At 70.8% G+C, this 14,221-nt stretch carries 13 protein-coding genes; 3 read left to right on the forward strand and 10 right to left on the reverse strand.

The features are described 5' to 3' along the window. Positions 1-2: 2 nt before the first annotated feature. Entirely contained in the window at positions 3-437 is a 435-nt protein-coding gene (gene nrdI / locus ACWGO8_RS04615) for a class Ib ribonucleoside-diphosphate reductase assembly flavoprotein NrdI (RefSeq protein WP_452041948.1), read from the reverse strand. A gap of 101 nt (positions 438-538) precedes the next feature. Then, complete coding sequence (gene nrdH / locus ACWGO8_RS04620) at positions 539-772, reverse strand: glutaredoxin-like protein NrdH (protein WP_148732445.1); 234 nt, start codon at positions 770-772, stop codon at positions 539-541. Between the two features lie 631 nt (positions 773-1,403). On the opposite strand from nrdH, the gene ACWGO8_RS04625 reads away from it, so the two are divergent. Continuing rightward, the gene (locus ACWGO8_RS04625; protein ID WP_452041949.1) at positions 1,404-2,201 is read left to right on the forward strand and encodes an alpha/beta fold hydrolase; all 798 of its coding nucleotides are present in this window, start codon (positions 1,404-1,406) and stop codon (positions 2,199-2,201) included. 208 nt (positions 2,202-2,409) lie between these two features. Here the strand turns inward: ACWGO8_RS04625 and ACWGO8_RS04630 are convergent, their stop codons facing one another. From ACWGO8_RS04630 to ACWGO8_RS04650, 5 genes are all read right to left on the reverse strand, one after another. Beyond that, a complete protein-coding gene (locus tag ACWGO8_RS04630; RefSeq protein WP_452041950.1) occupies positions 2,410-3,450 on the reverse strand; it encodes a LacI family DNA-binding transcriptional regulator in 1,041 nt (346 codons plus the stop codon). A gap of 145 nt (positions 3,451-3,595) precedes the next feature. Beyond that, the gene (gene yjfF, locus ACWGO8_RS04635) at positions 3,596-4,657 is read right to left on the reverse strand and encodes a galactofuranose ABC transporter, permease protein YjfF (protein ID WP_452041951.1); all 1,062 of its coding nucleotides are present in this window, start codon (positions 4,655-4,657) and stop codon (positions 3,596-3,598) included. Further along, positions 4,654-5,700, reverse strand: coding sequence for an ABC transporter permease (locus tag ACWGO8_RS04640; RefSeq protein ID WP_452041952.1), 1,047 nt, complete (start codon positions 5,698-5,700; stop codon positions 4,654-4,656). The genes yjfF and ACWGO8_RS04640 overlap by 4 nt, the downstream gene beginning before the upstream one ends. Continuing rightward, positions 5,697-7,349 carry a sugar ABC transporter ATP-binding protein gene (locus ACWGO8_RS04645; protein ID WP_452041953.1) on the reverse strand — a complete coding sequence of 551 codons (1,653 nt, stop codon included), beginning with the start codon at positions 7,347-7,349 and terminating at the stop codon, positions 5,697-5,699. The genes ACWGO8_RS04640 and ACWGO8_RS04645 overlap by 4 nt, the downstream gene beginning before the upstream one ends. 130 nt (positions 7,350-7,479) lie before the next feature. Next, the gene (locus ACWGO8_RS04650; protein ID WP_452041954.1) at positions 7,480-8,463 is read right to left on the reverse strand and encodes an ABC transporter substrate-binding protein; all 984 of its coding nucleotides are present in this window, start codon (positions 8,461-8,463) and stop codon (positions 7,480-7,482) included. 847 nt (positions 8,464-9,310) lie between these two features. Here ACWGO8_RS04650 and ACWGO8_RS04655 point away from each other — a divergent pair. After that, positions 9,311-10,261: an NAD-dependent epimerase/dehydratase family protein gene (locus ACWGO8_RS04655; RefSeq protein WP_452041955.1), complete on the forward strand. Its 951-nt coding sequence runs from the start codon at positions 9,311-9,313 to the stop codon at positions 10,259-10,261. A gap of 41 nt (positions 10,262-10,302) precedes the next feature. Here the strand turns inward: ACWGO8_RS04655 and ACWGO8_RS04660 are convergent, their stop codons facing one another. Further along, a complete protein-coding gene (locus ACWGO8_RS04660; protein ID WP_452041956.1) occupies positions 10,303-10,881 on the reverse strand; it encodes an HhH-GPD-type base excision DNA repair protein in 579 nt (192 codons plus the stop codon). A gap of 112 nt (positions 10,882-10,993) precedes the next feature. Between ACWGO8_RS04660 and ACWGO8_RS04665 the strand changes: the two genes are divergently transcribed. After that, complete coding sequence (locus ACWGO8_RS04665) at positions 10,994-11,368, forward strand: glyoxalase superfamily protein (RefSeq protein WP_376955926.1); 375 nt, start codon at positions 10,994-10,996, stop codon at positions 11,366-11,368. 166 nt (positions 11,369-11,534) lie between these two features. Here the strand turns inward: ACWGO8_RS04665 and ACWGO8_RS04670 are convergent, their stop codons facing one another. Further along, a complete protein-coding gene (locus tag ACWGO8_RS04670; protein WP_452041957.1) occupies positions 11,535-12,668 on the reverse strand; it encodes a LacI family DNA-binding transcriptional regulator in 1,134 nt (377 codons plus the stop codon). An 11-nt stretch (positions 12,669-12,679) separates the two neighbouring features. Further along, positions 12,680-14,203: an L-arabinose isomerase gene (gene araA / locus ACWGO8_RS04675; protein ID WP_452041958.1), complete on the reverse strand. Its 1,524-nt coding sequence runs from the start codon at positions 14,201-14,203 to the stop codon at positions 12,680-12,682. Positions 14,204-14,221 lie beyond the last annotated feature (18 nt).

The following is a 14,221-nucleotide window of genomic DNA, read 5'->3' on the forward strand; positions in this document are numbered from 1 at the left end:
GGCTACGCCGTCTGCTGCTGCCGAGTTCGCCGCTGTGCTTGTCGTGACCAAAATGCGTCCAATCCCTCGTCGACGGCGCGAACGTCGTCTGGTGTTCCGAATACTTCGAATCGATACAGATGGGGCACGCCCGTCTTCGCGGCGATGATGTCGCCGGCGAGGCCGTAGGCGTTGCCGAAGTTGGTGTTCCCGGCGCTGATGACGCCGCGCAGCAGTGCGCGGTTCTGCGGGTCGTTGAGGAACTTGATGACCTGCTTCGGCACAGCACCCTTGCCGTCCCCACCGCCATAGGTGGGGACGACGAGCACGAACGGCTCCTCAGCGTGCAGGGCGTCGTCGCGAACATGCAGCGGGATGCGGGCCGCAGGGCGGCCGAGCTTCTCGATGAAGCGCTTGGTGTTGCCCGAGACGCTGGAGAAGAAGACGAGATTCGTCATGATGCTTCCTTCGCCGCGTTCTTCCGGTGGTCGAGTAGCGCCCGACGAAGTCGGCCGCGTCTCGAGACCCGAGTCGAACCTGCCCGGTCGACCCAGTCGATCTACGCGAGGCGGGAGGCGAGTTCGGCGATCTTGTCGGGGCGGAAGCCCGACCAGTGGTCTTCGTCGGTGATGACGACCGGGGCCTGCAGGTAGCCGAGCTCCTTGACGTGGGCGAGCGCCTGCTCGTCTTCGGAGACGTCGAACACCTCGTACTCGATGCCCTTGCTGTCGAGGGCGCGGTAGGTGGCGTTGCACTGGACGCAGGAAGGCTTCGTGTAGACCGTGACCGTCATGGTTTCCCCTCGTTCTCTTCGTGTACTCGAGCTCCGGAGGAGCCCGCCCCCGTACTGCTGATTTCGCTTCTTCAATACTACATCTTGTGTCTGCGGAACTGAACCGCCACAACATGCTGTAGTTACATCCCTGTAGTTTTCCACCGCGTTATCCACTGTTCATCCCCAACCGGATGCCCCGGTGATCCGCGGATTCCCGCGGACTCGCTCCCGGTTATCCACAGCCTGTGGGGAGTTCGGATTTTCTCCTGTGGACGGAATCCCCGGCGTGTCGCCCTGTGCGCTCAATGAGCGCAGTGCGACATCTTGGGGCCATCGGATGCCACTACCCCTACATATGGTGTTGTGCCATTCATGCTGCCACCACCCACCGACATCGCCGCGGGAGCGGCGCGCGTGTCGCGCGGTCGCGGCATCCGTTCACCTGGGCCGGGCACCCCGACCACCTCGCAGCGAGCGAATGCAGGAGGAATCGACTCCGCCTCGGCGAGTCAGGCGGCCCCACACGGCGAGTCGGCCGATCCTTCCTGCATTCGGCTCGGCTCCCGTGCGCTCGACGGGCACCCGGATGCCACGGGGTGACGCCGCGGGCGCGCGCGGCTAGCCTGACGGGCACACGGAAGGATCAGCGATGACCGACTACGTGACCTCGGCCGACGGCACGCGCATCGGGTTCGACCGGGTGGGATCCGGCCCGCCGGTCGTGCTCGTCGGCGGCGCGATGCAGTTCCGCGCGTTCGACCCGGCGACGACCGAGATGGCCGGGCACCTGGCGAGCCACGGCTTCGAGGTCGTGAACTACGATCGGCGCGGCCGCGGCGACAGTCCGGCCGAGTCGCCGATCACGCTCGCGCAGACCCTCGAGGATCTCCGCGCCCTCATCGACGAGCTCACCGAGGGTGCCGACGACGCCGTCGCACTGTTCGGCAACTCGTCGGGCGCGACGATCGCCCTCGCCGCGGCGGCGGCCGGGCTGTCCGTGTCGAAGCTGGTGCTCTTCGAGGCGCCGCTCGACGTGGAGCTCGGCACCGAGGGCGCGGAGTACCTCGGTGCACTTCGGACGGCGCTGGCCGACGGCGGCAGCGAAGCCGGGATCGAGCTCTCCATGGCGGACATGCCGGCCGAGTGGCTCGAGGGCCTGAAGTCGAGCGGCGCCTGGCCGATGGTGCGCGGCATCGGCCCGAGCCTCGAGCCCGACGCCGAGTCGCTCGCGTGGACGCAGTCGGCGCCCCGCCGCGAGCTCTGGGCGGGCATCACGCAGCCGACCCTCGTGCTCGTCGGCACCGAGACGATGGACTTCATGGAGGCGGCGGCCGACTCGCTCGTCGCGAACCTCCCGCGCGCCGAGCAGCGCGCGATCGCGGCATCCGATCACCGCTGGGAGCCGCGGACGCTCGCACTCGTGATCGCGGAGTTCCTGGTCGGCTGAGCCGGTCGCGCGCCGAGCGCGCGGCGCTCAGGCGATCGGCCGCGATTCAGGCGGCGATCCGCGGAATCCGCCTGAATCGCGCGCGATCGCCTGCATCCGAGTCGACGGATGCCGCGTGGCACCCGAGATCCGAGTCGACGGATGCCGCGTGGCGCGTGATATCCGCGTCGGCGGATGCCGCGGCATCCGCCGCACGCACCGCGACGCCCTACGACCCGACCACGACCCGATCGTGGATCGGCGCCCCCGTGCTCGCCCGCACCACGAGCTCGGGGAGCGTCGGCGCCGGCATGAGCCGGTCGTCGTCGCCGAGCACGGCGAGCACGCCCGCCATCGCGTCGCGGCCGAGCGCGTCGAAGTCCTGGCGCACGGTCGTGAGCGGCGGCGCGAAGTACGCGGCCTCGGGGATGTCGTCGAAGCCGACCACGCTGACGTCGTGCGGCACCGAGCGTCCGGCCTCGGCGAGCGCGTGCATCACGCCGAGGGCCATCTGGTCGTTCGCGACGAACACCGCGGTCATCTCGGGGTCGCGCGCGAGCGCGCGGCCGTGCACGTAGCCGCTGCCGGGCGACCAGTCGCCGGCGAGGGGTTCGCGGGCGGGAAGCCCGTGCTCGCCGAGAGCCGCAGACCAACCGCGGATCCGTTCGGCGGCGTCCATGGCGGTCGTGGGTCCGCTGACGTGCCGGATCTCGCGGTGCCCGAGTCCGATGAGATGATCCACCGCGAGGCGCGCGCCACCGTACTGGTCGAGCCAGACGCGGTGCATGCCGCCGCGGTCCTCGGAGGCCACGGCGATGATCGGCACGCCGAGCTCGACTCCGTCGAGCGCGTCGAGCGCGGCTCGTTGCGCGGCGATGAGCACGATGGCCTCGACGTTCTGGCGCACCAGGAGCTCGGCCGCGGAGCGGAGGCTCGGGGCATCCGTCTCGAGCATGCTCGCCGTGATGACCGAATAGCGGGCGTCGCGCGCGGCCTCGTTGAAGTGCAACGCCGTCGACGACGGGCCGTAGTCGGGCGCGCCCGTGACGATGAGGCCCAGCGTGCGCGTGCGCCGGGTCACGAGCGCGCGGGCGGCGGGCGACGGCACGTACCGCAGCTGCTTGATCGCCTGCTCGACCCGGGCGCGCGTCGCCGGACGCACGTTGGGCAGGTCGTTCAGCACCCGCGAGACGGTCTGGTGGGACACGCCGGCCAGTCGCGCGACGTCGAAGATCGTCGCGACCCTCGCCTTGTCGTCCCGGTCGCTCACCCGCGCTGCGCTCCTGCCCCGCGCCTCCGCGCGATCCTTCTCGTCGATTATCCTGCCCGGGATGCCCCGGTCCGGCCCGGCCCCGCCGAGGCTCCGCGGCCCCGGCCCGCCGAAGCTCCGCACCGCCGGCCCAACCCCGCGCCCGCTAGCGCCGCCTGGCCGTGAGCACCTTCTGCAGGATGATGAACACGAGCAGCAGCAGGCCGATGAAGATCTTCGTCCACCACGACGAGAGCGTGCCCTCGAACGTGATGATCGTCTGGATGACCCCGAGCACGAGGACGCCGAGCACCGATCCGAGCACGAACCCGTAGCCGCCGGTGAGCAGCGTGCCGCCGATGACGACCGCGGCGATCGCGTCGAGCTCGGTGCCGATCGCGGTGAGCGGATACCCCGACAGCGTGTAGAAGGTGAACAGCACGCCGGCCAGGCCCGAGCAGAAGCCCGAGACGACGTAGACGAGCACCTTGGTGCGTGCCACGGGGAGGCCCATGAGGAGGCCGCTCTGCTCGCCGCCGCCGATCGCGTAGACCGTGCGGCCGAAGCGCGTGGCGTGCAGCACCCACACCGCGATCACCACGACGACGAGGGCGATGATGACGCTCGGCGTGATCGACATGTTGCCGCCGAGCGGGATGCGCGCGACCGCGAGCTGCACGAACGTCTCGTCGGTGATCGAGATCGAGCTCTGGCTGATCACGTAGCAGAGCCCGCGCGCCAGGAACATCGCCGCGAGTGTCGCGATGAACGGCTGCACCTTGAAGACGTGGATCATGAGCCCGACGAGCAGCCCCAGCACGCTCGTGAGCACGAGGATCAGCGGGATGACGGTCCACGGCGACCACCCGGTCTGCAGCAGGCTCGCGGCGATCATGCCGCTCAGCGCCACGACCGCGCCGACCGACAGGTCGATGCCGCCCGTGAGGATCACGAACGTCATGCCGACCGCGAGCACGATGAGGTACGCGTTGTCGACGAGGAGGTTGAGGAACACCTGCCCCGAGAAGAACCCGCGGTAGCGCACGCCGCCGATCACGAAGATCGCGAGGAACAACACGGCGGTCACGGTGACGGGTCCGTACTTCGGGCTGGTGAGCAGGGCACGGATGCTGCCGCCGATGCCGCGGCGCGAGGGGCCGGTCTGGCCGGGCCCGGCGGGTCGCTTGGCGCGGCCGGGGCGGGCGGGGGCGTCGAGGAGCTTCGTCATGATGCGACGGCCCCCTTTCCGGCGCGAACGGCCAGTCGTCGTCGGAACCCGCTCAGCGCCTCGGCGGTGGTGGGCGACTGCAGGAGGCAGACCACGGTCACGACCGCGGCCTTGAAGACCATGGTCGCGATCGGCGGGATGCCCACGGTGTACACCGTCGTCACGAGCGTCTGTATGACGAGCGCGCCCACGAGCGTGCCGAGGAGCGAAAACCGCCCGCCGGCGAGCGAGGTGCCGCCGATGACCACCGCGAGGATCGCGTCGAGCTCGATGAACAGGCCCGTGTTGTTCGCGTCGGCGGCGGCGGTGTTCGCAGTGAGGATGAGACCCGCGATCGCCGCGCAGAACGCGCAGAACGTGTAGACGGCGAACAGCAGCCCACGTGCGCGGACGCCCGCCTGGCGGCTCGCCTCGGGGTTGATGCCGACGGACTCGATGAACATGCCGAGCGCCGTGCGCCGCGTGATGAGCGCCGCCGCGCCGAACACGACGGCCGCGATGATCACCGCGATCGGGATGCCGAACCAGAAGCCCGACCCGAGCGCCTTGAACGGCGGGCTGTTCACCGTGATGATCTGGCCCTCGGTGATGAGCATCGCGACGCCGCGTCCGGCCGTCATGAGGATGAGCGTCGCGATGATCGGCTGGATGCCGAGCACCGCCACGAGGAAGCCGTTCCAGACGCCGAGCACGAGCGAGATGAGCAGCGCCACGGCCACGGCGACGGCGACGGTCGCGGGGCTCTCGGGCTCGGGCGAGCCGAGGATGATCGAGCAGGCGACCCCGCCCGAGATGGCGGCGACCGCGCCGACCGACAGGTCGATGCCGCGGGTGGCGATCACGAGGGTCATGCCGACCGCGATGATGAGCGTCGGCGCGCCGTTGCGCAGGATGTCGACGAGACTCCCGAACAGATGCCCGTCGCGCACGGTGACGGTGAAGAAGCCGGGGAACGCGATGAGGTTGATCGCGAACAGGACGAGCAGCATCACGATCGGCCAGAAGAGCCGATGCGCGACGAGCCGGGCGAGCAGGGCGCTCATCGGTCGCCTCCCTGGGCGGGGTCGCTGGTGGGGTCGGGTGCGGTGACGGATGCCACGGGCTCGAGCCGCGCGGCATCCGCGCCGCCCTCGCCCTCGTCGCCCTCTTCGGCGACCGAGCCGTCGGCGATGAGCGCGAGCAGCGAGTCGACCGTGAGGCCGTCGTTCTCGAGGTCGGCGACGACGTAGCGGTCGCGGAGCACGACGATGCGGTGGCTGAGGCGGAGCACCTCCTCGAGCTCGGCCGAGATGAACAGCACGCTCATGCCGTTCTCGGCGAGGTTGAACACGAGCTTCTGGATCTCGGCCTTCGCCCCGATGTCGATGCCGCGCGTGGGCTCGTCGAGGATGAGGAGGTGGGGCGCGATCGCGAGCCATCGGGCGAGCAGCACCTTCTGCTGGTTGCCGCCCGACAGGTTCCGCACGAGCGCGTCGGGGTTGCCGGGCCGGATGTTCAGCGCCTGGATGTAACTCTGCGTGAGCTCGTCCTGCCGCTTCTTCGGGATCGGGCGGAACCACCCGCGGTCCGCCTGCAGCGCGAGCACGATGTTGTCGCGCACCGTGAGGTCGCCGACGATCCCCTCGTCGCGACGGTTCTCGGAGGAGTACGCGATGCGGTGCGAGATCGCCTGGCGCGGCGTGCGGAGCTTCGTGGCCTTGCCGCGGATCTCGAGCTCGCCCTGGTCGGCGCGGTCGATGCCGCCGAGCAGGCGTGCGAACTCCGTGCGTCCGGAGCCGAGCAGGCCGGCGAGGCCGACGACCTCGCCTGCGGCGATCGGGAGGTCGGCCGGGTGGATGGCGCCGCGCCGGCCGAGGCCCTCGGCGCTCACGAAGGTCGTGGCATCCGAGTCGTCGGCGAAGGACGCCCGAGCGCGCTGCTCGAGGTCGTCGAGTGCCGTGAGCTCCTTGCCGATCATCTTCTGCACGAGGTCGATGCGCAGCAGCTCCTCGGTGAGGTACTCCCCCACGAGCTTGCCGTTGCGCAGCACCGTGAGGCGGTCGCAGATCTCGTAGACCTGGTCGAGGAAGTGCGAGACGAAGAGGATCGCGACGCCCTGCTCCTTCAGCGAGCGGATGACGCGGAAGAGCTCGGCGACCTCGTCGGCGTCGAGCGACGACGTGGGCTCGTCGAGGATGAGGACCTTCGCCTGCACGTCGATCGCGCGGGCGATCGCGACGAGCTGCTGCACGGCGAGCGAATGGTCGCCGAGCAGCGATCCGGGGTCGATCTCGAGGTTGAGGCTCTCGAGCAGCACCGCGGCCCGGCGCCGCATGGCGCGCCAGTCGATCGAGCCGAATCGGTGCGGCTCGCGGCCGAGCATGATGTTCTCCGCCACCGACAGGTTCGGCAGGAGGTTCACCTCCTGGTAGACGGTGGAGATGCCCGCGGCCTGCGCCTGCGCCGGCCCGCTGAACGACACCTCGTCGCCCGCGAGCGTGATGGTGCCGGCGTCGATGCCGTACACGCCGGTGAGCGCCTTGATGAGCGTCGACTTGCCGGCGCCGTTCTCGCCCATGAGCGAGTGCACCTCGCCCGGGAACATGCGGAAGTCGACGCCGTCGAGCGCCTTCACGCCGGGGAACGTGATCGAGATGTCGCGCATCTCGACGACCGGGGCGACAGCGGATGCCTGGGTCACGTGTCTCTCCATCGAGGGTGGTGGCGGCTTCCGCTCGTGCGTTGCCGTTGGTCGAGGGTAGGGCATGGCGGGTGTGCGGCTCGGTCGCCGCGCACCCGCCGGTCCGGGCGGGCGGATGCCGTGGCATCCGCCCGCCTCGGGCTCAGTACTGGCGGTCGGGCAGCGCCTCGATCGCCTGCTCCTGGTCGAACGTCGTCTCCTCGGTGATGATGCGCGGCTCCACCGAGCCCCCGTCGTTCAGGGTCTTGATGATGTCGACCAGCTGCTTGCCGAGCAGCGGCGAGCACTCGACGATGAAGTTGATCTTGCCGTCGGCGAGCGCCTGCATGCCGTCGTGCACCGCGTCGACCGTGACGATCTTGATGTCCTCGCCGGGCTTCAGGCCCGCCGCCTCGATCGCCTCGATCGCACCGAGGCCCATGTCGTCGTTGTGCGCGTAGACCAGGTCGATGTCGGGGTTCGACTTCAGCATGGCCTCCATGACCTGCTTGCCGCCGGCACGTGTGAAGTCGCCGGTCTGGCTCTCGACCACCTTCAGGTTCGGGTTCTGCCGGATCACGTCGGCGAAGCCCTCGGCCCGGTCGATCGCCGGCGCGGCGCCCGTGGTGCCCTCGAGCTGCACGATGTTCACGGGCTCGGTGGTGTCCTTGTACTCGTCGAGCACCCAGAGGCCGGCCTTCTTGCCCTCCTCGATGAAGTCGGAGCCGAGGAACGAGACGTAGAGCGACGTGTCCTTGCTGTCGACCGCACGGTCGGTGAGCACGACGGGGATGCCGGCGGCCTTGGCCTCGTTGAGCACGGCGTCCCAGCCGGTCTCGACGACGGGCGAGAACGCGATGTAGTCGACGCCCTGCTGGATGTAGGACCGGATCGCCTTGATCTGGTTCTCCTGCTTCTGCTGCGCGTCGGAGAACTTGAGCTCGATGCCGGCGTCCTCGAACGAGGCCTGGATGTCCTTCGTGTTGGCCGTGCGCCAACCGCTCTCGGCGCCGACCTGGGCGAATCCGACGACGAGCTCGTCGATGGGCTTGGGACCTTCGGCCGCGGCACCGCCGCCACCGCTCGCGCAGCCGGCCAGCGCGACGAGCATCGCGCCCGCTGCGGCGATTCCGATGAGCTTCTTCATCAGCGTGAACCTCCTTGTTCAGTGGTGCCGGCGAAGCCTGCGTTGCTGCGTTCCTGGTGCGCCGGGTCGCCAGTCCATTCTGGCGGCACTCGCGATGTTAGCGCTCACTTGTGAGCGCTCACAAGTATGAGTTTTGTAACGGATGCATCACGGTCGAAGCTCGGCAGCGTGAGCACGCTCTCTCGCGCTGATCACGGTGTTCTGCTGGCGTGCGGTTGAGGCTGGTGCTGCGCGCTGCCGCGTGATCATTTCAGGAATGTGAGCGCTCAACCTCGCCGACACCGCGCCGACTGGCGCTCCGGCCGCCGCGCACGCTCCGATCCGGTCCCGCGTCGGCCGTGCCTTCGCCCAGACCACCCCACCTCGGCCCCGCTACGCTCGGCCCCCCTCGCCCCCGCCGCGCCCCGCCCCGCTCCGGCGTCCCGCCCTTCGCCGCCCGCTCCGCCCCGCCCCGCTCCGCCCGGCCCCGCTTCGCCCCGATTCGCCCCTGCCCCGCTCCGCTCCGCTCCGCCCCGCTCCGCCCCGCTCCGCTCCACCCCACCCCGCCGCAGCGTCCCGGATTCAGGCGATCGGCGCCGATTCAGGCGGGAACCGCCGATTCCAGCCTGAATCCGACGCGACCGCCTGATTCGGAGCCGGTCGCGAGCGAGCGTCGCCCACGGACATGCGCGCCACGGTGCCAGGCGACGTCCGCGCCGCCGACCGCCGCCGGGCCCGGCTCGGGTGGAATCCCGGTCATGCGCTGGAATCCCGGTCGAGCGGGATTCCAACGCGCGAGCGGGATTCCGTCGCGGCCCCGGGGCCCGCGGTTCACGCGGGCGTAACCGGATCGGGGCAGACTCGGCGTATGAGCGAGCCGTTCCACCTCATCGTCGGCGCCGGACCCGTCGGCCGATCCCTGGCCGTGCAGCTGGCCGACGCCGGCACGCCGGTGCGCCTCGTCACGCGGTCGGGCGGTGGGCCGGAGCATCCGCGCATCGCACGCCTGGCCGTCGACGCGAGCGATCCCGACCGCCTCGAGGAGGCCGCCATCGGCGCGGAGGTCGTGTACAACTGCGCGAATCCGGGCGCCTATCCGCAGTGGGAACGCGTGTGGCCACCGCTCGCCGCGTCGATCCTGCATGCCGCCGAGGCATCCGGTGCCGTGCTGGTGACCATGGGCAACCTCTACGCGTACGGGCCCGTCGACGGCCCGATGCGGCGCGACACTCCCCTGCGGCCGACCGACCACAAGGGCGAGCTCCGCGCGCGGATGTGGCGCGACGCCCTCGCCGCGCACGAGGCGGGACGCGTCCGTGCCACCGAGGCCCGCGCCTCGGACTACCTCGGACCGACGGCGCCCGTCGCGAACGGACTCCTGCCGCGGTACGCCGACGCGACCCTCGCCGGGCGCCCGGCGACCGTGTTCGGCGACCCCGACGCGCCGCACAGCTGGACCGCCGTCGACGACATCGCGGCGACGCTCGCGGTGCTCGGCCGCGACGAGCGCGCGTGGGGCTCGCCGTGGCTCGTGCCCTCGAATCCGCCGCGCAGCGTGCGCGAGGTGCTGCGCGCCCTCGGCGAGCGCGCCGGCACGGGCGAGCCGAAGCTGCGACGGATGCCGCGCTGGGCCCTCTCATCGCTGGGACTCGTCGTGCCGATCCTCCGCGAGGTCGGCGGCGTGCTCTACCAGTTCGAGCGGCCGTTCGAGGTCGACGCCGCCGAGACGACCTCGACCTTCGGGATCGAGCCGACCGACTGGGACGCACTCCTCGACGCGACGACGACGGCGTGGCACGAGCGCGCGATGGCGCGCTGACGGCGACCCCGGCGCCCGGCCGTCCCGCCGGCCCGCGCCCGCTAGCCCTTCGCGGCCTTGGCTGCCGCCTTCGCCGCCTGCTTCGTCGCGCGCACCTTGGCGAGCGACTCGGCGCTCGTGATGTCGGCGACCGAGGCGAAGCCGTCCTCGGCGCCGTAGTGCGGTCCGGCGGCCTCGCGCCATCCAGCAGCCTGCACGCCGAGCTGCTTGCCGAGGAGCGCGAGGAAGATGTGCGCCTTCTGGTCGCCGAATCCGGGCAGCGCCTTCAACCGCTTGAGCACCTCGGCGCCGTCGGGGTCGCCCTGCGTCCAGATGGCGGATGCGTCGCCGCCCCAGTCGTCGACCACCGCCTTCGCAAGCGACTGGACGCGACCGGCCATCGAGCCCGGGTAGCGATGCACCGCCGGCGGCTGCTTGAACACCTCGACGAAGCGCTCGGGATCATAGGCCGCAACCGTCTCGGGATCGATCGACCCGACCCGCTGCGAGATCTTGAGCGGACCCGCGAAGGCGGTCTCCATCGCGACCTGCTGGTCGAGCAGCATGCCGACCAGGAGCGCGAACGCGTCGGTGCTGAGCAGCTCGTCGGCCGCGGAATCCCCGGTGATGTGCAGTGCCATGCGTCCTATCCTCGCATCGAGGGCAGTTCGCGGCATCCGTCGAATAGCGGTCAAGAACTGACCGGATGCCGCGCCAGACTGGACGTACCGAACACGCCAGAGGAGGCATCCCATGGACTGGAAGATCGAGCTCATCCACGTACCCGTCAGCGACGTCGATCGCGCGATCGAGTTCTACGTCGACAAGGTCGGCTTCAACCTCGATCATGACCAGCGCGTGAGCGACGAGCTGCGATTCGTGCAGCTGACCCCGCCGGGATCCGCGTGCTCGATCGCGTTCGGCGAGGGCCTCGGCGCCACGCTCGCGCCCGGTTCGCTCGACGTGATCCAGGTCGTCATCGACGACGCGGATGCCGCGCTCGAGCAGTTGCGGGAGAAGGGCGTCGACGCCGAGGGCGTCGACGAGCAGGCGTGGGGCCGGTTCGTGACGTTCCGGGACCCCGACGGGAACCGCTGGACCCTGCAGCAGCTTCCCGCCTGGCGCTGAGCGGAGGCGCTGCGCGGGAGGCGCTGCGCCGGGGGCCGAAACGCATGAGAATCCGGGGGAAGGGCGCCGTGACGGGCCCATCGCCCGGATTCTCATGCATTCGGCGACGAACCGACGAACGGTCGGTAGCGTGTCGGCGGGCGGCGCGATTCGTGCGTGAGCGGAGCTAGCCGCGCGGCGCCGCCGTGCTCTCGCGCACGATGAGCTCGGGCACGCGCGCCGTGCGGTCGGGCGCACTCGGCTCGTCCTGCAGCACGTCGAGCACCGTGGCCATGATGTCGCGGCCGAGGCCGTCGAAGTCCTGGCGCATGGTCGTGAGCGCGGGCGCGAAGTACGCCGCCTCGGGGATGTCGTCGAACCCGATGACGCTCACGTCCTCAGGCACGCGACGCTCGGCACGACGGAACGCCGCCAGCAGTCCGAGCGACATGTGGTCGTTCGCGACGAACACCCCGGTGACCGTCGGGTCGTCGAGGAGCCGCTCCCCCGCCACGTGCCCCGAGGCGGCGAGCCAGTCGCCGACGATGGGCTCGCGCGGGTCGAGGCCGTGCTCGCGCATCACGTCGACGAACCCGCGGCGGCGCTCCGTGGCATCCATCGAGTCGGCCGGGCCGGCGACGTGCCGGACCTCGCGGTGACCGAGCCCGATGAGGTGCTCGGTCGCGAGGCGCGCGCCCGTGTACTGGTCGAGCGAGACGCGGTGCAGGCCGGGCTCGACCTCGGATGCCACGGCGACCACGGGCACGCCGGCGTCGATGCCGTGCAGCACCTCGACGCCCTCGCGCTCGCCCGAGATCAGCACGATCACCTCGACGCGCTGGAGCGCGAGCCGGTGCACGGCCTGGGTGAGCGTGTCGGCGTCGAGCGTGCGCATGCTCGCCTGGCTCACGGTGTAGCCCGCGTCGCGCGCCGCCTCGTTGAAGCCGAGCGCCGCGCTCGACGGTCCGTAGTCGGGGCGTCCGGCCTGGATGAGCCCGATCGAGCCCGACCGCCGCTTCGCCATGGCCCGCGCGGCCGGCGACGGCGTGTAGTTCAGGTCGGCGATGGCCTGCTCGACGCGCAGCTTCGTCGATGCCGCGACCCCGCTGAGGTCGTTCAGCACGCGGGAGACCGTCTGGTGCGAGACGCCGGCGCGGCGCGCCACGTCGAACATGGTCGGCACGCCTGCGGGCTCGGCCGCGGCATCCGTCGCAGCCGACTCAGACGCAGCCGAGTCGGGCGAGCCCGCGGACTCGGGCGATGCCGCCACGGACGCCCCGCTCGCGGCATCCGCGTCGGTCGGGGCATCCGCGTCGGTCATGCGCTCGCCGCTCAGAAGCCCTGCGCCAGTCGGTAGTACGCCTGGTTCCAGCGCACCTCGTGCGTGAAACCGGGCAGGGTGGTGTCCTCGTCGATGACGAGCAGCTCGACCTCGGCCATCTCGGCGAAGTCGCGGAACACCTCGATGCCGACCGCGGTCGACATGACCGTGTGGTGGGCGGCGCCGGCGGTGAGCCACGCGGCGGCCGAGGTCCGGAAGTCGGGCGCCGGCTTCCAGACGGCGCGGCCGACGGGCAGCTTCGGCAGCGACTCGCGCGGCGCGACGTTCTCGACGACGTTCGCGGTGAGGCGGAAGCGGTCGCGCATGTCGCTCATCGCGACGACGACGGCGGGGCCGGGGTCGGCGGTGAAGACCAGGCGGACCGGGTCGTCCTTGCCGCCGATGCCGAGCGGATGCACTTCGAGCGTGGGCTTGGTCGAGCTGAGCGACGGCGAGACCTCGAGCATGTGCGCGCCGAGGATCAGCTCGTCGCCGGGGGTCATGTCGTAGGTGTAGTCCTCCATGAGGCTCGCGCCGCCCGGGAGGCCCGCGCCCATGACGTTCGCGATGCGCACGAGCACGGCGGTCTTCCAGTCGCCCTCCGCGCCGAAGCCGTAGCCCTCGGCCATGAGGCGCTGCACCGCGAGGCCCGGCAGCTGCTTGAGCTCGCCGAGGTCCTCGAACGAGGTGGTGAAGGCGCCGAAGCCGCCTTCCTCGAGGAACGAGCGCAGGCCGAGCTCGATCGCGGCGCCGTCGCGCAGCGACTGGTGGCGCGCGCCGCCCTTCCGGAGCTCGGGTACGACGTCGTACTCGTCCTCGTAGACCGCGACGAGCTGGTCGATCTCGGCCTCGGACGCTGCGGCGACCGCCTCGGCGAGCTCGTTCACGCCCCACGTGTTGACCTGCACGCCGAACCGCAGCTCGGCCTCGGTCTTGTCGCCCTCGGTGACGGCGACGAAGCGCATGTTGTCGCCGAAGCGGGCGAGCTTCAGGTCGCGCGCGGCGGCGAGGCCGGCGGCGGCGCGCTGCCAGGTGCCGAGCTGCTGCTGCACGACCGGGTCGGACGCGTGGCCGACGATCGTCTTGCGCGGCACGCCGAGGCGGGTCTGGATGTAGCCGAACTCGCGGTCGCCGTGGGCGGCCTGGTTCAGGTTCATGAAGTCGAAGTCGATGTCGGCCCAGGGCAGCTCGACGTTGGCCTGGGTGTGCAGGTGCGCGAGCGGCTTCTGCAGCGCGTCGAGGCCGGCGATCCACATCTTGGCGGGGCTGAACGTGTGCATCCAGGCGACGACGCCGATGACGTTCTTCGCCGCGTTCGCCTCGAGGGCGACCTGCTTGATCGCGGCCGAGTCGGTGAGCACGGGCAGCCAGACGATCTTCACGGGCACATCGGATGCCGCGTCGAGCGTCTCGGCGATGCGCTGCGACTGCTCGGCGACCTGCGCGAGCGTCTCGGGGCCGTAGAGGTGCTGGCTGCCGGTGAGGAACCACACCTCGTAGGCGTCGAGCGAGGTCTGGAGCGGGGTGCGGGTCATGCGATGTCCTTCCTTCTT

The sequence above is a fragment of the Agromyces sp. NPDC055661 genome, assembly GCF_053618135.1.

Excerpts from the sequence above, each read along its gene's own strand:
- ACWGO8_RS04670 (WP_452041957.1), bottom strand. The coding sequence starts at position 12,668 with ATGACCGACGCGGATGCCCCGACCGACGCGGATGCCGCGAGCGGGGCG.
- ACWGO8_RS04660 (WP_452041956.1), bottom strand. The coding sequence starts at position 10,881 with ATGGCACTGCACATCACCGGGGATTCCGCGGCCGACGAGCTGCTCAGC.
- nrdH (WP_148732445.1), bottom strand. The coding sequence starts at position 772 with ATGACGGTCACGGTCTACACGAAGCCTTCCTGCGTCCAGTGCAACGCC.
- ACWGO8_RS04650 (WP_452041954.1), bottom strand. The coding sequence starts at position 8,463 with ATGAAGAAGCTCATCGGAATCGCCGCAGCGGGCGCGATGCTCGTCGCG.
- nrdI (WP_452041948.1), bottom strand. The coding sequence starts at position 437 with ATGACGAATCTCGTCTTCTTCTCCAGCGTCTCGGGCAACACCAAGCGC.
- ACWGO8_RS04625 (WP_452041949.1), top strand. The coding sequence starts at position 1,404 with ATGACCGACTACGTGACCTCGGCCGACGGCACGCGCATCGGGTTCGAC.
- ACWGO8_RS04645 (WP_452041953.1), bottom strand. The coding sequence starts at position 7,349 with ATGGAGAGACACGTGACCCAGGCATCCGCTGTCGCCCCGGTCGTCGAG.
- yjfF (WP_452041951.1), bottom strand. The coding sequence starts at position 4,657 with ATGACGAAGCTCCTCGACGCCCCCGCCCGCCCCGGCCGCGCCAAGCGA.
- ACWGO8_RS04655 (WP_452041955.1), top strand. The coding sequence starts at position 9,311 with ATGAGCGAGCCGTTCCACCTCATCGTCGGCGCCGGACCCGTCGGCCGA.
- ACWGO8_RS04640 (WP_452041952.1), bottom strand. The coding sequence starts at position 5,700 with ATGAGCGCCCTGCTCGCCCGGCTCGTCGCGCATCGGCTCTTCTGGCCG.
- araA (WP_452041958.1), bottom strand. The coding sequence starts at position 14,203 with ATGACCCGCACCCCGCTCCAGACCTCGCTCGACGCCTACGAGGTGTGG.
- ACWGO8_RS04665 (WP_376955926.1), top strand. The coding sequence starts at position 10,994 with ATGGACTGGAAGATCGAGCTCATCCACGTACCCGTCAGCGACGTCGAT.